This window comes from Sinosporangium siamense, from assembly GCF_016863435.1.
Lineage (GTDB): Bacteria > Actinomycetota > Actinomycetes > Streptosporangiales > Streptosporangiaceae > Sinosporangium > Sinosporangium siamense.
In genome coordinates this window covers 335,087-352,391 of record NZ_BOOW01000018.1, presented here as the reverse complement: position 1 = coordinate 352,391, position 17,305 = coordinate 335,087, and the positions used below count along the sequence as shown (strand labels likewise).

Here is a 17,305-nt window from a genome sequence, read left to right as displayed (position 1 = left end):
GACTATGTTCCCGGGTTCGCCGCCTTGGGGTCCAGGAAAAGCCCCAGGTGCAGATCGGTGCGGCTTCTCACCTGAAGTTTGCGATAGACGCGGGTCAAATGCTGCTCCACTGTGCTGACGGTGATGTAAAGCTCCCGGCCGATCTCACGATTGGTGCGTCCCCGGGCGGCCAGAGTGGCCACCCGGCGTTCGGCTTCGCTCAGCAACGACGCCGTCCGCCGCCGCGTGCCTTTCTTCAACGGGGCCTCCCCGGGATCGCGTGCCGCCGTGAGGCCGAGTCGTTCGACCTGCTGGTCGGCCAGTCTGGCCTGTGCCACGTCGCCGATCTCGGTGCAGGCGCGGCTGAAGTCGAAAAGCGCACGGGCGACTTCGAAACGGTCGCCGGACGCCCGGAGCTGCTCCAGCGCCTGCCGCAATATGCGCGGTCGTTCGTTGCGCCTGCTCACCGAGGCGAGCAGGCGCAACGTCACGCCTCGGGTGCGTGACGCGGCCGGCGGGGTGAGCGCGAGTTGCCTGGTGAGCAACTCGTGGGCGATCTGCGGCCGGTGGAGTTTCATGTGGGCCTCGGCGAGGGCGCCGCGCCACGGAATGAACGCCGGTGCGTCGATGCGCCATTCGCGCATCAGCCGTCCGCAGCGTTCGAGATCGTTGACGGCCTGCGGTGTGCGGCCCGCGTGCAGGGTGAAAAGGCCGCGCGCATAGAGATAACGCAGCCCGAAGACCGTGCGGCGCATCGCCTCGGGAACCGCCCGCTGAAGCAGCTCGGCGGCATTCTCATATCTGTGCATCGCCGTCTCGGCCTGCACGGCGATGGAAAGGGGATAGCCGATGAAGACCCCCCATCCCCTGGCGTCGAGCCGATCCAGCGCCGTGCGCGCGCCCTCGGCGGCGCCGGGAAGGTCGCCGTGAAGCAGCGCGATCTCGGCCTGGACGCATTCGAGCAAGGCCAGAAAGGTGGTGGACCCGCGTGTGCGCGCCTGAACGAGGAGACGCGCGCACGCGGCTGCCGCCTGTCCGGTGTGGCCGGTGTGGATCAGGGCGAGCAGCGCCACGACCACACTTTCGGCAGTCGAATCGTGGAGGTCGCCGCGCAGGTGGAAATCGGCTGCTCCGGTAATGTCCACCGACGGCCTGGCGGTGAGCGCGGTGCCGAGCACCTTGGTGGTGTTGAGCCTGGAGTCGGCCGCGAGTGCCCCGGCGTCCTCGCCCAGTGGCAGCAGCCGGTCCGGCGAGCCGTAGACCAGGTGCGACATCGACCGCACACCGGCCGCCGCCCCCGGCTCCAGGGAGCCGCCCAACGCGGTGAGAGCCTTGGCCGCGGAATCTCCGTCGCCGAACCACAGCAGCGTCCTCAGCGCCGTGACGACGTCGGCGCCCGCCAGATGCCCGCCGACGATCGCCCGGCGCCAAGGAGCCAGCCGCAGTTTCGCGGCGGCGGGATCGACCGGCCATTCCAGGCGGGCGAGCGCCATGGCGATCGGCAACCGGTCTTGTACGTCCGCGCCGTGCCGCAAAGCCAATTCCAGATAGCGCGCGGCAGCCGGTGCGTTGTTTTCGCGCAGTGCCTCCTTGGCCGCCGTCCGCAGGGCCTCGACGGCCCACAGGGCCTGTGCCGTGCCGGCTTTCACGAGGAATTCCGCGATCACCCGGGCGCATGCTCCGTCCCGGTGCAGCGTCTGGGCGGCCTCGGCATTGAGCTGACCAAGGGTCTCGGGGGGAATGTCGGCGAGGACCGTGTCGGCCATGCCCATATGCCTCCACCGCATCCCGTCGAGCAGACCGGCCCCCGTCAAGACCGACAACGACTCGTCGACCGTTTCCTCGTCGAGGCCGGTCAGGTGCGCCGTGTAAGACATCGTCGCGTGGTCGCCGAACACGGCGACGGCACGTGCGACGTCGAGGATCGCCGCCTCCCACCGATAGAGGCAGCTCAAGGCGGCGCCGGCGAACTGCGGGTAGTCGGCGGTCGCCTCTTTGAGGTGGTCGTCGACTAAGGCGTCGACGAGCAGTGGATTTCCGCCGCTCATCGCGTAACACAGGTCGGCCGTGCGGGTGTCGGCCTGGTCTATGCGCCGGTTCACCAGGTCGGCCACCTCGTCGCGGTTCAGCGAACGCAGCCTGACCCACTCGTGCGGGAACCTCGTGATCTCCGCACAGAAGGCGCGGAGGTCGTTGCGCGGGCGTTCCCAGAAACTCACGACCATCATCACCGCGGCCGAGGAGATGCGCCGGCGCAGATAAAGCAGGGCCTGCAGCGACGCGTCATCCGCGAAGTGCACGTCGTCGACGCACAACACCACCGGACGATCGGCCGACAACTCGAGCACCGCGGCGCACAACATGTCCGTCAGCTCGGCGTCGGCCCTGTCGATCGCTCTGCCGATGGCCGCGGCCGGTTCCGCGCGGGCTTCCGGATCGCCGCCCGGTTGATCGTCCGCGCGTATGAGCCGCGACAGTCGTGCGGAGGTCTCGGGCGGCAGCCTGCCGCTGCCGCAGAGTTGCCTGATGAGCCCCATGCGCAGCGTGCGCTCCGCACGCGCGCCGGTCGCGTTTAACAGCAGCCCGCCGTTTTCCCGCACGTGCTCGGAAAACACGTGCAGCAGTTCGGTCTTCCCGACCGCCATTCCCCCGTCGACAAGCACGACCCGGTCTTTGGCTTGGTCGCACGATGTGTAGAGGGCGGTCAACCGTTCAAATGCAGCACTTATCCCACATAATGCCATTGACATTAGCCTCGTTCCCCCAGAGGCCTTGCAAAACAGCAGAATAAAAGCCGGACGGCGCCGCCGATGCACTCACCCCGTCCGGTAAACCCCGTCGCGGCCACCATACTATCCAGACGAATGTCCATCAAGCATGCTCTTACAGCCCCGGCTCCCAGCCCAGCGGCCCGCGCGGAGGAGACACCGCATGCGGGGGGGGTGGCGCGGTTCGCCATTAGCGACTTAATGAAAGCGGACTGCAGATAAAGCGGATGCGACCGCGGAAAGAATTACTTGACCGGCCGAGATCGCCATAGTAAACTCACGCGCCCGCCCAGGTGCCGATGTTGACGTGGAAAATATCCAGAAAGACACCCTTCGTGTGGTTCTGTGCACGATTAGGCATCTTTGCCGTGTTTCATGGCTCGAGTCACCGATCGACAAGCCCGGCATAGACCACTCTCCCATCCGGACACCCGTTTCACCTAATCAAACCGCATACCGCCGGCGGGAGTGCTGATTACGTCATCGGCTTCGGCCGCATAAACACCCGCATCGACCATCCGGGATACGACCACGTAAAATCTCGGATGATTGCGCCTGTATTCATATGGGACGCCTGGTGGGCACCACCGAATACCGTGACCGCCGCCGGATCCCCCTCCTCCGCACCACCGCACCCTCCACTCACACGTCAACCCCGAAAACACCCTTACCGGCGAAGAGCACCTTCCATGCAGCACACCCCCTCAGCCTCAACACTCACACCTGGGACTACACCCGTCCTACCGCCGGACCACACACCTCCGCACCCGCCACAGAGGCACCGCGGCACCGGCGGAATAGGGGATACGGGCTCGTCGTTCGCTTTAGGGGTGGCAGACAGTAGGATGATCGGGTTTACTCAGAACCGGCATTGAGGGTCGCTGGAGATCCACAAGGCCATCTGGGTGTTCTGAGCTGGAGGAGACAATGGCGACCGGGGTGGTAGTGCGGTTCGACGGCGACCGCGGCTACGGGTTTATCGAGCCGGACGACGGCGGGGAAGACGTTTTCATTCACGCTTCCGCCCTCGAAGAAGAGGTCAAGTCGCACCTGCGCATCGGTAAGCGGGTTCATTTTAAGACGCTGGAGGGGGAACGCGGCCGCAAGGCCTTCGACGTTCAAATTATCAACGGGGATATTCCCGAAAAAATAGCAACGAGCACGCCGTCCTCGACCCGCTCCATAAGCGAGCGCGACGACACCTGTGACGTGCTCACCGCACAGGAATTCCAGCACGAGGTCACCGAGCTCATCCTTGAGGTCGTGCCGGAGCTCACGGGAGCTCAGATCGTCGCTGTGCGGAGGTCCCTGTCGAAGTTCGCCGAGGAACACGGCTGGGTCGACGGATAACACGCGGGGGGCGCAAGCCGTTCCCATGAGGCCGGACCGGTCTTGAGGGGACTGGAGGAACCGTTCGTTGAAGGAGATCCGCCAGCCATGAACTCTCAGGCCGGCCCGGTGTTCGACACCGCGAGATTCCGCCAGGTGTCGAGCACCCTTCCCACCGGCGTCACTTTACTCACCACCATCTCCGACGGCGTGCCGCAGGCGATGACGGCGAACGCCTTCGTCACGGTGTCGCTGGAACCCTTACTCCTGCTCACCGTCATGAGCGACAAGTCCCGCACCTTCCGCCAGATGCGCGACTCCGGCATCTTCGCCGTGAGCATCCTTAGCGAGGGCCAAGAAAAACTCGCCCGCTGGTTCGCCAACCCGAAGCGGCCCTCCGGCCACGAGGCCTTCGAAGGCATCGAGTGGTTTCCCGGCCCCCACACCGGATCGCCGGTGCTCCCCTCGGCGGTCAGCTATTTCGACTGCACCATCGACCGCATCCATGAGGCTGGCGACCACTGGATCGTCGTCGGCAATGTCAAAGCCTTCGACTCCCTCGCCGAAGATCGCAAACCACTGCTCTTCGTCAACAGCACCTTCGGCGCCGTCCAGCCACCCCCCAGCACCCTCACGCCACCTCCCGGCACCATCACGGCCCCTTCCACCACAACGTTGCCCACGGCCTAGGGCGATCCCACCAAGCGCCGGGCGCTGCGGCTGCACCATCGCGCCTCCCTCCGGCAAAACCATGCCCACGGCCCAGGTCCAGCCCACCTATGCCCGGCGCGGCATCGGCACCATCACATCTCGCTCCCCCCGACAACCATGCCGCCGGCGCAGGACAATCCCCCTACGCCCGGCGTCACCTAGAGCTTTCCCATCAAGGCGGCCCTGCCGTCTGTCTCCCCCGGCACAACGATGCCCACGGCGCAGCGCGATCCCACCAACGCCCCGGCGCGGCGGCGGCACCATTCCGTCTCCCTCTGGCATAGCCATGCCCATGGCCTAGGCGCGGCGGCGTCACCTAATGCTTTCCCATCGAGGCGCACCTCGCCGTTTGTATCCACTTGGGTAAGCGCTCGGGGAGAACATTCCCATCGGGGTCCAGCCCGGCGTAGGCATTCATCCCGCGTCCGTATGGCTGTGCCGTACAAATCCCCGGGGGCCATTCTCCGCAGCGACTCGCGGTTACATGCGCGCGTCCTCTTCCGTGAGCGCGGGTTTCTCGTGAACCCCTGGGCCGTGGGGGACGTGGTCCGTGTATGGGACGAATGTGGCGGTTGATTGGCCCTTAGCGCTGCTCGCAGGCTGCGGTACGGTGACCGGTTCGACGGACTCGACCGGTTCGGCCGAGGTGATCTATGCGTGTCACGGCACCGAGGTGCCCCTGGATGTGCTGGCCAATGGCCGGTTGGCGAGCACGCTCGGCGAGAACGGGCAGGCGGCGCTGCGGGGCACCGAGGTTTCTCCGATCGGCGATCCTGCGACCTGGCGGGTCATCGAGGAGGGCGGCGAACGGGTGGCGCTCGTCCGGCCTCTGGACCCGCCCGGCAAGCGTGAACAGGGTTCTTTGTTCACACACGAGGTGCGTGTGATCGAACGTTTCGGCCCACCCGACGCGGAAGGCCGTCCGGGCTGGCATTTGAAGAAGTCTTCGCGGTGTGACCTCAAGCGTGTGCTTTCCGGGTTGCACGACGTCGACATCACGCTCAACCCCGCCGCCGCGCCCAGCGGGAACGGCGTGCCCCTTCTCGTGACCGAAGGCGAATGTGTCAGCGGCCGGACGGCGGACGGGCGCATTCGGTTGGTCGCCCTGGAGGAGACGACTGCCGAGGTGCGTGTCGTCATCGGGGTCGAACCCGTCAACGACGGCAAACCGCAGACCTGCATCGGCAACCCGGCTACGCCGTACACCCTCGAACTCGCCGCACCCCTCGGCGGCCGGAAACTCGTGAACGCGGGAGTGCACCCCGCCAGTGAGGTCGTCGCGCCTTGATCAGCAGGTCGAGTGGAAAAGCCCGCCGACCTGCTCGCCGCCTGCGAGCCGGTTGTAGATCTCGACGGCCCGGGTGGTCTCCTCGACATGCACGGCGACGCCGTGCTCTTCCAGCAGTTTCACGGTGGCCGGCATGACCTCCAGGCGCGACTGTATGCCCCTGCTCAGCACGATCACCGTGCATCCGTGGTCGAGGAGTTCCATGACGTCGGCGGGCTGAACGCCGGGGCTGTGCCGGGTGCCGGTCTCCCCCCAGTCCCACTCCCGGCCGCCCCCGGGATAGAGCTTGAAGTCCTTCCCCGGCTCAAGCCCGTCGACCTCCATCAGGCCGGAGGAAAGATGGTTGATCCGGGGTGAGCCTTTCACTGCCGTTGCCCTCCGCGTCGGCGCCGGCCGGTGCGATGTGTGCCGGCCGCACCGGGATGAGATGACTCCTTCGTCCGGCGCGACTCTACACGCACGGATGCCCATGACAATGTTTTATGCCGTTGAAAACCGATGACCGTGCCTGGACAATCTATTTCAGACCGCTGCGGTGAGCACTTGTCAACCACGTAAGTGATTCACAATGCCGAGCCGGGTCTCTACGATTCCGCCTGAGGCCAGGAAAGGGCGGATCACTGTGTCCGAGCGTCTGCACATTCCGGCGGGCATCAATCCCCGCGTCCCCAGTGTCGCACGGATGTATGACTACTATCTCGGCGGGAAAGACCATTTCGCAGCGGACCGCGAGGCCGCCGAGCAGTTCATCCGGCTGCTACCCGGGATTCGGGAGATAGCGCTGGCCAACAGGGGTTTCCTCGCCCGGTCCGTCGACCACGCGGCCCGCTCCGGGATCAGTCAGTTTTTGGACATAGGGTCCGGGCTTCCGACGCAGGAGAATGTGCACGAGGTGGCACATCGTGTGGTCCCGGAGGCCCGCGTCGTCTATGTGGACAACGATCCCATCGTTTTATCCCATGGCCGCGCGCTTCTGGCTGACTCGCCCGGCACGACAGTCGTCGCGGGCGACATGCGAGAGCCGGCACGACTCTTCACAAACCCCGAGATCACCACGCAGATCGACTTCACCCGGCCCGTGGCCGTACTCATGGTGGCGATGCTGCATTTCATCTCCGACCACGACCTGGTGGCACACATCATCGATGTGATCAGGGGAAAACTCGTCGCGGGCAGTCACCTCATCGTCAGCCACGCCTTCGAGGGCGACGCCGACACGATGACCCGCGAGGCGGGCCAACGGATTTACCGCGCGACCAACACGGGCTCACTCACCTCACGCGGACCGGACGACCTCGCCGCCCTGGTCAAGGACATGGAGCTGCTGGAGCCGGGAATCGTCCCCGTCCACGCGTGGCGCCCCGCCGACACAGAGGAGCCCGTGCCTTTCGACCCCGACAAGCCCGGCATCCTCGCCTTGGTGGCAAGACAACCCTGAAGATGAGCTTCGCGCGGCCGAGGCGATGTCCGGGGTGACCGCCTAGGGGTTCACCCCGAACTCGTGATACCGGACGAGCTCGATGGACCGGTTGATCTGGCCCGCGGCGTGCTCGTCGTAGCGGTTGAAGTCCCCGGCCACACACACCAGACGCGGATTACGCCAGTCGATCTCCCCTGCGCCCGCCAGGCCGAGTTTGCGCATGGCGAGAAGCTCGAAACCCGGCAAGCCCGGCCCCGGGCGGCCTGTCGGCTCGACGAGCCGTCGACCCGCACCACGCTACGACGTCGGCGAAACCATCAAGCGAGAAACCACACCGGCAGCGCGACTTGTACAGAAAGGTGGAAGATCAAGCCCAGGTCGGGCCGCGCCGGGTCCACACCCGTGACTCGGACCCGCCCACGACGCGCCCGCGCTTGATCGTGGTGCGACGTCCGGGTGCGTTCCTGAGCACGTCATGCAGGGTGCCGACGGAGAACAGCACCAGGTCTGCGACCGATCCCACCCAGGCACCCGTGGCAGGCGCGCCCACATAGTGAGCCGCGTTGACCGTCACCATGTCGAAGACCTGCCGGGCCGCCCGGTCGGTCCAGAGCCGAGCCGCGACGGCGGTCACCATGGCCACCTCGGCGGGGTCCAGGCGGCCGAAGGGGAACCACATGTCGTGCACGTTGTCGCTGCCGGCCGCCACCGTGACCCCGTTGGCGAGCAGGGTGTCCAGCCGGGCGACACCCCGGCCGAGCGGCCGGGCGCCGTCGCCCACCAGGAGCAGGTTGCCCATCGGGCAGACGCAGATGTCGATCCGGGCGGCCCGGACCGCGGCGACGACCTCTGCCGCGACATCGTCGTCGTAGGCGTCCAGCGCACAGCAGTGACCGGCCCTGACCTGGCCCGTCAACCCGGCCTCGACGGTCTGCTCCGCCAGGAACAGCAGGTCGCGCTGCGCCGGGTCGTAGCTGTAGTCGCAGTGCACGTCGAGGGGCACGTCGTGGTCGCGGGCGAGTTCGACGAGCAGCTCGATATGCCGCCTGCGATCCCGCGGCTCCTCGACATCCGGCGCCCCGCCCAGGACGTCGGCCCCGGAGGTCAGCGCCGCACCGAGGAGGCGGCGGGCGGCACCGTCCCGCACGATGCTCTCCTGCGGGAAGGCCACCAACTGGAGGTCGATCAGATCCCGGCAGTCTTCACGTAGCTCCGCCATGACCTCCAGCGCCCGCAGGCCGCCGACCGGGTCGACGTCGACGTGGGCGCGCAGCGTTCCCACTCCGTGGCCGACGGCGAGCTCGATCGAACGCATCGCACGTCCCCGCAGGTCGTCCGGAGTGAAGCGGGCCTTGGCCAGCCGCGTGCGCTCGACCGCCGCCTCGACCGGCCCCGCCTGGGTCATTGCCGCCGGCAGTCCTGGAAAGCTCAGTGCTTTGTCGATGTGGAAGTGCGGCTCGACGAAGGCGGGAGCGAGCAGGCCGCCCTGGGCGTCGATGACCTCCTCCCGCCCGGCCGGGACCGCACCGACGGCGACCACGTGACCGCCGTCGATGCGGACGTCGACCAAGGCGTCGGAGTCGAGGATCCGCGCGTTGCGGATCACCAGCGGGTCGGGGCCGCTCAGCGAGCCGGAACCCGCCACCTGGTCAGGATCCGGCATCGGCGTCGTTCCTGCCCTCGCCGTCGGTGCCGAAGCCGCCGAGCGACTCGCGCTCGTCGAGCGGGAGGAGTTCCTGGAACAGCGTGATCTGGAGTTCGGCGGGCGCGTCCAGGCGGGAGTTCAGCGACCGCCACGGCGTCACCGTGGGCGGCGCGATTTCGGTGGCGCCGGACGACAGCAGCCGGTCGGTGGCCGCCTTGGCGTCGTCCACCTCGAAGGCGACCCGGATCCGCGGGGAGACCTGGCGGCCGACCTCGACCTCGTCGATCATCCGCTTCTGCGCCGGGTTGGCGATCTCCAGGGTCGCCCGGCCCGCCTCCAGGATCGCCACGCGGCCGTCGCCGCTGGAGAAGGCGGCCTGCTCGGGCAGTCCCAGGGCGTCGCGGTAGAACGCGACCGCGGCCTCGTAGTCCTCGGCCTCGACCACGAGCCGGAGCTGGCGGACGACGGGCTGCCCGGAAGGGGTGGGTTCGGTCATGAGATCTCCTTAGAAGAAGCCCGGACGGAGGCGGGCGAGGGCGCGGAGGTGTCGTTCACCATTCCGACCAGCCCCCTGCCGAGCGTGGCGGGGTCCCTGGAGGGCCAGCGGCCTGCGGTGACCTGCTCCAGGAAGACATCGAGGAGCGCGTTGAACGCCTCGGGCTCCTCGTGGTTGACGGTGTGGCCGGTGTTCGGCAGCACGTGCAGGGCCGCGGCGGGCATCGTGCGCTTGAGCATGACGTTGACGTCGAGGCAGCCGTCGTCCTCGTCGCCGACGACGAGCAACGTAGGTGTGCGAAGCTCGCTCAGGCGGTCACGCAGGTCGTACAGAGAAGGGCGGCGGGCCAGCACCTCGGCGAAGGTCATGGACATGCCCACGGGGTCGCGGGCGGCCAGCCGCGCGCCGAACGCCCGCCACGCGGCGTGGTCCTTGCGCCTGAACTGGCGGCGGGTGGGTCCGTCCTGGTAAGCGCTCGCGGCGGCGACCGGGTCGGTCGCGAACAGCCGGGACGCGGTGCGCGCCTCCTCGGCGAAACCGGCCCGCTGGTGCGGCGCGGAGCCGTAGCCCGCGCCCGCCACAGTCAGGCTGAGGCACCTGCCGGGGTGGTCCAGCGCCAGGTGCAGCGCGCAGAAGCCGCCCATCGACAGACCCACGACGTGGGCGGCGGACATCCCGAGCGAGTCCAGCACGGACAGGGCGTCCTGAACCGCGGCGTGCTGCCCGTAGCGATGCGGCCCTGTGGGCACGTCCGACGGCGGGTAGCCGCGGGCGTTGTACCGCACGCAGGTGTAGCGGCCGGCGAAGTGCTCCACCTGCCGCTCCCAGTCGTCCAGGTCGCCGGCCACCTCGTGCAGGAAGAGCAGGGGCGGCCCGGCTCCGTCCACCGCGACGGCCAGGCGGGTGCCGTCAGGGCTGACGGCCTCGGTGCGCGGGCTCACTCGTCGCGGCCTTCGCAGGTCCGGTCGTCAGCGCCTTCCGACTCCTTCAGGGCCGCCCAGGCGGGCCACACGTGCCGCATGAGCTGGAAGGAGAGCGCGGTAACCGGCATCGGGAAGCCCGCGGCGTCGGCCTCGCGCAGCACCGCCCGCATGTCCTTGAGCAGGATGTCGAGGTCCTCGCCGGCCCGGTAGTGCTCCCACCACGGTTTGACCCGGCGCCAGTTGTCCACGACCCAGCTACCGCCGACGCTCACCGACAGCGCGGCCATGAGCGCGTCCTCGTCCACCTGGTAGTCGTCGACCAGCCGGATGGCCTCGAACACCCCCATCATGTTGATCCCGAACGTGAGCTGCACGGCCAGCTTGGTGGCCTGCGCGGTGCCGACGCGCTCTCCCAGGTGGAAGATATTCGCGCCGATGACGTCCAGCAGCGGACGCAGCCGGTTGAAGACCTGCCCGGCGCCCGACACCATCAGGGTCAGAGTGCCCGCCTCCGCGCCCCAGGGACCGCCCGACATGGTGGTGTCGACGGCGGTCACCCCGTGCTTGGCGAGATCCGCCTCCAGGCGGACCATGGTGGTCGGGTCCAAGGTGCTCGCCACGACCACGGTCCGCGGCCCGCCGGCACGGACCACGCCCTGTTCGCCCAGTAGCACGGCCTGGGTCTGGGCGGCGTCGCGGACCACGGAGAACACCACGTCCGAGGCGCGCTCGGCCGCCTCACGCGGCGAGCCGACCAGGGTGATCCCGGCCGCGTCGGCAAGCTCCCGCCGCTCCTCTGAGGGGTCGTAACCGTAGACCGCGTGCCCGGCCTTGACGAGATTGGCGGCCATGCCGAGTCCCATCGCGCCGAGCCCGATGAATCCGACGGCCCTTGTCACGGACTCCGTCATGCCTGATCTTCTCCTGTGCTGTCGTCTCCGCGGGCGCGGAACGGGCTCGGCCGGGGTTCGCCCCGGAACTGTAGAGTCTTGTACTCGGTGAACTCCCGCAGGCCCTCCTCGCCGCCTTCGCGCCCGAACCCCGACTGCTTGACACCACCGAACGACAAGGCGGGGGAGCCGTCGCTGGTGGTGTTCACCCATACGGTGCCTGCCTCCAGACCGCGGCCCATCTCGAAGGCGCGGTCCAGGTTGGAGGTCCAGACCGAGTGCGCCAGGCCATAGGGCGTCCCATTGGCCAGTGCGAGCGCCTGCTGCGGGGAGCCGAAGGAGGTCACCGACAGCACGGGGCCGAAGATCTCCGTCGTGAAGACCGGCGACCCCGGGCCGACCGAGCCGATCACGGTGGGCTCGTAGAAGGCGCCCTCCATCAGCTCGGGACTGTCAGGAGCCCGGCCGCCCGACAACACTTCCCCTCCGGCCGCGGTGCCGGCCAGCACCGCGGCGTGCACCTTGGCGCGGTGCTCGTGGTGGATCAGCGCGCCGATGTCGCTGCGCGGGTCGTCGGGCATGCCGACCCGTAGCGCGCCCGCCCGTGCGACGACGGTGGCCGTGAACTCCTCGGCGATCGCCGCCTCAACGATCAGCCGCGAGCCGGCCACGCAGGACTCGCCCTGGTTGGCGAACGCGCCGAAGACCACGGCGTCGGCTGCGGCGTCCAGGTCGGCATCGGCGAACACGACGTTGGCCGTCTTGCCGCCCAGTTCCAGGCCGAGGCGAGTGAGCGAGGTGGAGGCAGCGGCCATCACGGCCTGGCCGACCCGGGTCGAGCCGGTGAAGGACACGTACGCGACGAGCGGGTGGGTGACCAGCGGCTCCCCGGCGTCCGGGCCGGTGCCGGTCACCACGTTCACCACTCCGGGCGGCAGGCCCGCCTCCTCGCACAGCGCCGCGATCTCCAGGCTGCTGCTGCAGGTGAACTCCGACGGCTTCACGATCACGGTGCAGCCCGCGGCGATGGCGTACGGCAGCTTCTGCAGCGTGATCAGGGCCGGAAAGTTCCACGGGGTGATGAGACCGACGACACCCACAGGCTCCCTGGTGGCCAGCACCGTGTAGCCGGGGGCGAGGCCGGTATAGGAGTCGCCCTTCTGCGTCCTTGCCAGCGCCGCGGCGTGGCGGACGTGGCCGATGCCCAGGGCGATGTCACCGCGGGCGAACCGCAGCGGCTTGCCGACCTCCTGCGAGTCGAGCGCGGCGAGGCGGTCGGCGTCCCGTTCGAGCAGGCCGGCCAGCGTCTCCAGCAGCTCGGCCCGGCCTTGGGCGGGGATCCGCCGCCAGACGGGGGAGGCGAACGCGACTGCCGCGGCGTTCGCCGCGGTGTCCACCTCGGCGCGGCCGCCCGCGGCGCAAGTCGCCACGATCTTGTTCCTGGCGGGGTCGCGCCGCTCCAGCGGAGGGCCGTCGACACGCTCGCCGTCGATGTGGTGGCCGTAGGCGCGAACGCCTTCCAGCGTGATCTGGCTCATCGGATCAGCTCCACGATCTCGGATCCGGCGACGTGCGGCACCTGGCCCGCGCCCGACGCGACGACCTCACGCCACTCGGGGTCCTCGCGAAAAGCGGTCCAGCGCCGCTGCCTGTCGTCCTCATCGGCGAATTCCAGCAGGTAGACAAGCTGCTCTCCCTTCGTCAGCCGGCGGAGCCAAGGACCGCCGGCCGCGATCCCGTGCTTGGCGAACAGGGGCAGGCTCGTATTGGTGAACTGGTCGAGCAGCGCCTGGGTGTGCCCTGGCGTGATGGTGTAGAAACGCAGTTCTGCGATCATGTGCTTGTCCTCGTCGGTTGCGATCGGTTGCCCTGGCGCCGGGCCCAGGCGGCCACGACGTCCTCGACGGCGGCCACCCGGGCGAAACGCCGCTCGGCCGTGGCCAGGGCCGCGGCGTGCAGGTCCATGTCCCAGGAGGCGCAGGCGTCGGAGGGGATCGTCACGTAGAACTCCCTGGCGAACGCCTCCCTGGCCGTGGTGTCCACGCAGACGTTCGTCGACACGCCGCAGCAGATGACGCTGTCGCGGCCCAGGCTGCGCAGCACCAGTTCGAGGTTGGTGCCGGCGAATCCCCCGTAGCGGTACTTCTTGACCACGTGGTCCACCGGCTCGGGAGCCAGCTCGTCCACGATCGCCTGCCCCCACGAGCCGTCCAGGCAGATGTCCTCGGCCGAGTAGCTGGCCCGCGACCTGGCGTCACGCCACACCGGCGAGTCCCCGGCACCGCCCGGCAGGGTCGTGTGCTGGCAGTGGATCACCGCCGCCCCCGCCGCGCGCGCGGCGGCGGCCAGCCGGGCTGCCGCCGGCAGGATGCGCAGGGCATGGGTGACGTCTCTGCCTCCCACGACGGCGGCCTTGCCGCGTGGGTGAACAAAGTCGTTGGAGAGGTCGATGAGGATCAGCGCGGTGCGGTCCGGGCGCAGCCGCTCCGCGAGGTCCTGCGCGTCCACGGCAGGGTTGACGACGGCGTCGACCGCGTTCCCGGCGGCGCTCATGAGAGGGCCTCCCGGGCGTAGGCGACGGCGTCCGCCCACTGGGCCGCGCCGATCGGCGCGGGCACGCCGGGACGCTGCTCGGTGACGAGCCAGCGTTCCCCCAGCTCCTGGACGACGCCTGCCGGGTCGGCTTCCGGCGCCAGCAGGGCGAACAGCCCGCGGCGGCCCTCCAGTCCGGTTTCCGGGGCCGTCATCCCCGCACCTGCCAGGTGGGCGGCCTGCAGGCCGTCACCTGCGGCGTACTTATGCTGGTAGGCGCCGAGCGCCGTTCCCTCGACGACGGCCAGCCCGGCCGCCTGGGTGGCCGCGATGCCAATGGCTCGCGCCACGTGTCCGGCGTCGAGCCCGTTCAGGCGGGCCGCGGCGGCGGCGGCGCCCACTCGTACGGCGGAGCCGACCGGGTCCCACCCGCCGACCACCTGGCCGTCGAGCGAGCCGAACAGGCGGAGCGCCACCTCGATCCCGACGGCCAGCGCGTGCTCGGCCTGCCCAGGTGTGGCTTCGCGGGCGGCGGCGTGGTGGACGACGGCGCAGGCGGTCCAGTGAGCGGCGGCACGGTCAGGACCGGCCTCGCCGCCGGACCTGGTGGGCGCCTCTGTCCCCGGCAGCGCACCCCGCGCCGCGGCCAGCGCGGCGGGTCCCGGCACGGCCTCCGCCGCGAAGGCCGCCAATGTGCGTGTGACAGCCGTCATCGGGCATCCACCTCCTGGGGCAGGGGTTCGAGCAGGGACTGCGCCGACGTCGCCGCGCGGTCCAGCCGCGAAACGGCGGTCCAGAGGGCACGTGCACGGCCGGGGGCGAGGGCCTCGGCTTTGCCGATCAGCTCGTCGTCCGTGAGCGGGCGCAGCAGGCTCCCGCGGGCGTGGGCGACGGGCCACCGCGTGACGGCGCCGTCCACGGCCTCGATCTCCAACGCCGCCGCGTCGCGGGGCATGGCCTCGTCGGGACAGAGTTCGATGCGGGCGCGAACTCCGCTCAACTCGGGATCGGCGATGGCCGTGTCGGCGAACTCGGCCAGGCCGCCGGCGCCTCGGGTCAGGCCCGCCGCCACCCCGTGCACGGCCGAGAAGCGGGCTTCGAGCCCGGTGCGCGGGTCAAGCCTGCCCATCAGCTCGGGCACCAGCGGGTGGCACAGGTAGCGTACGCGGGCGATGCCGGCCGGCCGCAGGCCCTGGCGGTGGGCCAGGATGGCGGCGTCGATGCCGGGATGGGCGACGATGCCACAGGGGTAGGGCTTGAATGTGTTGGCCACGACCTCCCACTGCTTCCCGAAGCCGTCGAGCAGCACGGAGGGGTTCCGGTGCCCGGGGGCGAACGCCACCAGCAGATGGCCCAGGTCGGGCAGCGCCGCAGCGGTTTCCGCGCCCAGCTCGGCCTCCTGCGCCGCCAGCAGCCCGTTGGCCGCGGCCTTGCCGGCGTGGAACGGCTTGACCTCGGTGCCGAACGCCTCCCTGTGGCCGACGGTCCGCAGGGACGCCAGCCGCAGCGCGCCGGCGAGCGCGTCGCGTCCCAGCCCGCCTAGCAGGCCCGCGGTGACGGCGGCGCCGATCACTCCGCAGGTGCCGGTGATGTGCCAGCCGCGCTCGTAGTGGTCGGGCGTGACCGCGAGGCCGAGCCGGAGCTGGATCTCGCAGCCGAGCGCGAAGGCGGTGAGCAGGCCGCTCCCCTCTCCCGCCTGGTCGGCGGTCCAGCCCGCCGACCAGGCGGCGCCCAGGACGGCGGCGCCCGGGTGGATCACCGTGGCCAGGTGGGTGTCGTCGAAGTCGTCGAGGTGCGCGGCGAATCCGGTCAGCAGTGCCGCGCCTGGAGCATCGGCGTGGCCGGGCACCCCGGGCGCCGCGGGCACGCCTGACGGGGTGGCGAGCGCCGTGGCGAGCCGGGTCACCTCGGGCGAGCCGGCGGCGCCCAGCGCGACCGCCATGACGTTGTAGAGCGTCCTTCGCGCCGCTGCCGCCGCGTCCTCGGGCAGCGGTCGCGCGGCGGCGTCGAGTAAGGCCTGCGCGACCTCTTCGTATGCGGGCGCTCCGGAATCGGTCACGGGCTCGGCTCCAGCCAGGTGATCGGGCCGAAGGAGAAGGCGAACTGCGCCAAGCCCTCGGAGGAGGCGCCGTGCCAGTGCTCTTCTCCGGGCTCGATCCACACCGTGTCGCCGGCCGCGATCTGCAGCGGCTCGGCGTCCCTGCGCCCGACCAGGCCCGTCCCGCGCAGGACGTGGATGACCTGGCCGTCGGCATGGAAGTGCCAGTGGCCGCGGGAGCCGGGGTCCAGCCGGATGAGCGCGGTGGTGACCTTGTCGGTCGTCCCCGACTGGATCGCGGAGCTGAACGCCGCGCCGAAGAAGCGCGCCGGCTCGGGCACAGGTGTCGGATCCGCCAGCAGGTCGGTGGCGCGGAACAGTCTCATGCCACAACCTCCGTTTCCTCGATATCCGATGCGAGCGAAAGCTCGGTGAAGCGGCGCATGGTGTCGATCAGGGCTGTCTCGGCCGGGATGCGCTCCATGCTGGAGGCGCCGAGGAAGCCCGCCGTGCCGGGGGCGCGGCGCAGCACCTCCTGCGCGTCGTCCGGGGTGGCGATGGGGCCGCCGTGGCACACGACGAACACGTCGTCGCGTACGGACTTGGCCGCGTCGTGGATCGCCCGCGTGCGGGCCGCCGCCTCCTCGATCGAGATGGCGGAGGTGGCGCCGATAAGCCCCGCCGCGGTCAGCCCGACATGGGCCACGACAACGTCGGCGCCGGCGGCGGCCATGGCCCGTGCCTCCTCCTCGGTCCGCACATACGTCGCGGTGAGCAGGTCCTGCTCCCTGGCGGTGCGCACCATTTCCACCTCCTTGTCGAAGCCGTAGCCGGTGGCCTCCAGATCGGCGCGTACGCTGCCGTCCAGCAGGCACACGGAGGGGAAGTTCTGCACCCCGGCGAAGCCGAGCTCCTTCAGTTGCCGCAGGAACAGGGGGATGTTCTTGAAGGGGTCGGTGGCGCAGACGCCCGCGAGCACCGGCGTCCCGCTCACCACGGGCAGGACCTCGGCCGACATCTCCACGACGATGTCGTTGGCGTTGCCGTACGGCATCATTCCGGCCATGGACCCGCGCCCGGCCATGCGGAACCGGCCCGCGTTGTAGATGACGATGAAGTCGACTCCGGCCTGCTCGGCACATTTGGCGGACAGGCCGGTGCCGGCTCCGGCGCCGATAAGGGGGCGACCGGCCCTGACCCGGTCGTGGAAGTGCGGGACATACCGCTGGCGGCTCATATGCTCAATACCTCCGGTTGGCGGATGGGAGAATGCGGTCCTGCGCCTT

18 protein-coding genes are annotated in these 17,305 nt (G+C 69.5%); 4 read left to right on the top strand and 14 right to left on the bottom strand.

Going from position 1 to position 17,305, the window contains the following annotated elements; genetic code table 11:
* Positions 1–2: 2 nt before the first annotated feature.
* Positions 3–2,723: an AAA family ATPase gene (locus Ssi02_RS14850; protein ID WP_275410680.1), complete on the bottom strand. Its 2,721-nt coding sequence runs from the start codon at positions 2,721–2,723 to the stop codon at positions 3–5.
* 951 nt (positions 2,724–3,674) lie between these two features.
* Between Ssi02_RS14850 and Ssi02_RS14845 the strand changes: the two genes are divergently transcribed.
* The 3 genes from Ssi02_RS14845 (at position 3,675) to Ssi02_RS14835 (ending at position 6,075) form a co-directional block, all read left to right on the top strand.
* A complete protein-coding gene (locus tag Ssi02_RS14845; RefSeq protein WP_204025860.1) occupies positions 3,675–4,097 on the top strand; it encodes a cold-shock protein in 423 nt (140 codons plus the stop codon).
* An 87-nt stretch (positions 4,098–4,184) separates the two neighbouring features.
* Positions 4,185–4,766 (top strand): flavin reductase family protein, encoded by a 582-nt coding sequence (locus tag Ssi02_RS14840; RefSeq protein ID WP_204025859.1) that lies wholly within the window; start codon positions 4,185–4,187, stop codon positions 4,764–4,766.
* A 631-nt stretch (positions 4,767–5,397) separates the two neighbouring features.
* Complete coding sequence (locus Ssi02_RS14835; RefSeq protein ID WP_204025858.1) at positions 5,398–6,075, top strand: hypothetical protein; 678 nt, start codon at positions 5,398–5,400, stop codon at positions 6,073–6,075.
* Here the strand turns inward: Ssi02_RS14835 and Ssi02_RS14830 are convergent, their stop codons facing one another.
* The gene (locus Ssi02_RS14830) at positions 6,076–6,441 is read right to left on the bottom strand and encodes an Mth938-like domain-containing protein (protein WP_204025857.1); all 366 of its coding nucleotides are present in this window, start codon (positions 6,439–6,441) and stop codon (positions 6,076–6,078) included. It lies immediately after the preceding gene.
* A 256-nt stretch (positions 6,442–6,697) separates the two neighbouring features.
* On the opposite strand from Ssi02_RS14830, the gene Ssi02_RS14825 reads away from it, so the two are divergent.
* On the top strand, positions 6,698–7,513 hold the full coding sequence (locus Ssi02_RS14825) for an SAM-dependent methyltransferase (protein ID WP_239128912.1): 816 nt from the start codon (positions 6,698–6,700) through the stop codon (positions 7,511–7,513).
* Between the two features lie 42 nt (positions 7,514–7,555).
* On the opposite strand, the gene Ssi02_RS14820 is transcribed toward Ssi02_RS14825, so the two are convergent.
* The 12 genes from Ssi02_RS14820 to Ssi02_RS14765 form a co-directional block, all read right to left on the bottom strand.
* The gene (locus Ssi02_RS14820; RefSeq protein WP_204025853.1) at positions 7,556–7,741 is read right to left on the bottom strand and encodes a hypothetical protein; all 186 of its coding nucleotides are present in this window, start codon (positions 7,739–7,741) and stop codon (positions 7,556–7,558) included.
* 121 nt (positions 7,742–7,862) lie between these two features.
* Positions 7,863–9,158 (bottom strand): amidohydrolase family protein, encoded by a 1,296-nt coding sequence (locus Ssi02_RS14815; RefSeq protein WP_204025852.1) that lies wholly within the window; start codon positions 9,156–9,158, stop codon positions 7,863–7,865.
* Positions 9,145–9,636 (bottom strand): VOC family protein, encoded by a 492-nt coding sequence (locus tag Ssi02_RS14810; RefSeq protein ID WP_204025851.1) that lies wholly within the window; start codon positions 9,634–9,636, stop codon positions 9,145–9,147. The genes Ssi02_RS14815 and Ssi02_RS14810 overlap by 14 nt, the downstream gene beginning before the upstream one ends.
* Positions 9,633–10,577 carry an alpha/beta fold hydrolase gene (locus tag Ssi02_RS14805; protein ID WP_204025850.1) on the bottom strand — a complete coding sequence of 315 codons (945 nt, stop codon included), beginning with the start codon at positions 10,575–10,577 and terminating at the stop codon, positions 9,633–9,635. Before Ssi02_RS14805 ends, Ssi02_RS14810 begins: the two co-directional genes overlap by 4 nt.
* The gene (locus Ssi02_RS14800) at positions 10,574–11,470 is read right to left on the bottom strand and encodes an NAD(P)-dependent oxidoreductase (RefSeq protein WP_204025849.1); all 897 of its coding nucleotides are present in this window, start codon (positions 11,468–11,470) and stop codon (positions 10,574–10,576) included. Before Ssi02_RS14800 ends, Ssi02_RS14805 begins: the two co-directional genes overlap by 4 nt.
* Positions 11,467–12,987 (bottom strand): aldehyde dehydrogenase family protein, encoded by a 1,521-nt coding sequence (locus Ssi02_RS14795; protein WP_204025848.1) that lies wholly within the window; start codon positions 12,985–12,987, stop codon positions 11,467–11,469. Before Ssi02_RS14795 ends, Ssi02_RS14800 begins: the two co-directional genes overlap by 4 nt.
* Complete coding sequence (locus Ssi02_RS14790; RefSeq protein WP_204025846.1) at positions 12,984–13,286, bottom strand: NIPSNAP family protein; 303 nt, start codon at positions 13,284–13,286, stop codon at positions 12,984–12,986. The genes Ssi02_RS14795 and Ssi02_RS14790 overlap by 4 nt, the downstream gene beginning before the upstream one ends.
* Entirely contained in the window at positions 13,283–14,002 is a 720-nt protein-coding gene (locus Ssi02_RS14785) for a cysteine hydrolase family protein (RefSeq protein WP_204025844.1), read from the bottom strand. Before Ssi02_RS14785 ends, Ssi02_RS14790 begins: the two co-directional genes overlap by 4 nt.
* Positions 13,999–14,694, bottom strand: a complete 696-nt coding sequence (locus Ssi02_RS14780) for an MmgE/PrpD family protein (protein WP_204025841.1) — start codon at positions 14,692–14,694, stop codon at positions 13,999–14,001. The genes Ssi02_RS14785 and Ssi02_RS14780 overlap by 4 nt, the downstream gene beginning before the upstream one ends.
* Positions 14,691–16,040, bottom strand: a complete 1,350-nt coding sequence (locus tag Ssi02_RS14775; RefSeq protein WP_204025839.1) for an MmgE/PrpD family protein — start codon at positions 16,038–16,040, stop codon at positions 14,691–14,693. Before Ssi02_RS14775 ends, Ssi02_RS14780 begins: the two co-directional genes overlap by 4 nt.
* The gene (locus Ssi02_RS14770) at positions 16,037–16,405 is read right to left on the bottom strand and encodes a cupin domain-containing protein (protein WP_204025837.1); all 369 of its coding nucleotides are present in this window, start codon (positions 16,403–16,405) and stop codon (positions 16,037–16,039) included. Before Ssi02_RS14770 ends, Ssi02_RS14775 begins: the two co-directional genes overlap by 4 nt.
* On the bottom strand, positions 16,402–17,256 hold the full coding sequence (locus tag Ssi02_RS14765) for a phosphoenolpyruvate hydrolase family protein (RefSeq protein WP_204025835.1): 855 nt from the start codon (positions 17,254–17,256) through the stop codon (positions 16,402–16,404). The genes Ssi02_RS14770 and Ssi02_RS14765 overlap by 4 nt, the downstream gene beginning before the upstream one ends.
* Positions 17,257–17,305: the final 49 nt, after the last annotated feature.

Excerpts from the sequence above, each read along its gene's own strand:
- Ssi02_RS14785 (WP_204025844.1), bottom strand. The coding sequence starts at position 14,002 with ATGAGCGCCGCCGGGAACGCGGTCGACGCCGTCGTCAACCCTGCCGTG.
- Ssi02_RS14810 (WP_204025851.1), bottom strand. The coding sequence starts at position 9,636 with ATGACCGAACCCACCCCTTCCGGGCAGCCCGTCGTCCGCCAGCTCCGG.
- Ssi02_RS14765 (WP_204025835.1), bottom strand. The coding sequence starts at position 17,256 with ATGAGCCGCCAGCGGTATGTCCCGCACTTCCACGACCGGGTCAGGGCC.
- Ssi02_RS14795 (WP_204025848.1), bottom strand. The coding sequence starts at position 12,987 with ATGAGCCAGATCACGCTGGAAGGCGTTCGCGCCTACGGCCACCACATC.
- Ssi02_RS14800 (WP_204025849.1), bottom strand. The coding sequence starts at position 11,470 with ATGACGGAGTCCGTGACAAGGGCCGTCGGATTCATCGGGCTCGGCGCG.
- Ssi02_RS14770 (WP_204025837.1), bottom strand. The coding sequence starts at position 16,405 with ATGAGACTGTTCCGCGCCACCGACCTGCTGGCGGATCCGACACCTGTG.
- Ssi02_RS14845 (WP_204025860.1), top strand. The coding sequence starts at position 3,675 with ATGGCGACCGGGGTGGTAGTGCGGTTCGACGGCGACCGCGGCTACGGG.
- Ssi02_RS14840 (WP_204025859.1), top strand. The coding sequence starts at position 4,185 with ATGAACTCTCAGGCCGGCCCGGTGTTCGACACCGCGAGATTCCGCCAG.
- Ssi02_RS14850 (WP_275410680.1), bottom strand. The coding sequence starts at position 2,723 with ATGGCATTATGTGGGATAAGTGCTGCATTTGAACGGTTGACCGCCCTC.
- Ssi02_RS14815 (WP_204025852.1), bottom strand. The coding sequence starts at position 9,158 with ATGCCGGATCCTGACCAGGTGGCGGGTTCCGGCTCGCTGAGCGGCCCC.
- Ssi02_RS14790 (WP_204025846.1), bottom strand. The coding sequence starts at position 13,286 with ATGATCGCAGAACTGCGTTTCTACACCATCACGCCAGGGCACACCCAG.
- Ssi02_RS14780 (WP_204025841.1), bottom strand. The coding sequence starts at position 14,694 with ATGACGGCTGTCACACGCACATTGGCGGCCTTCGCGGCGGAGGCCGTG.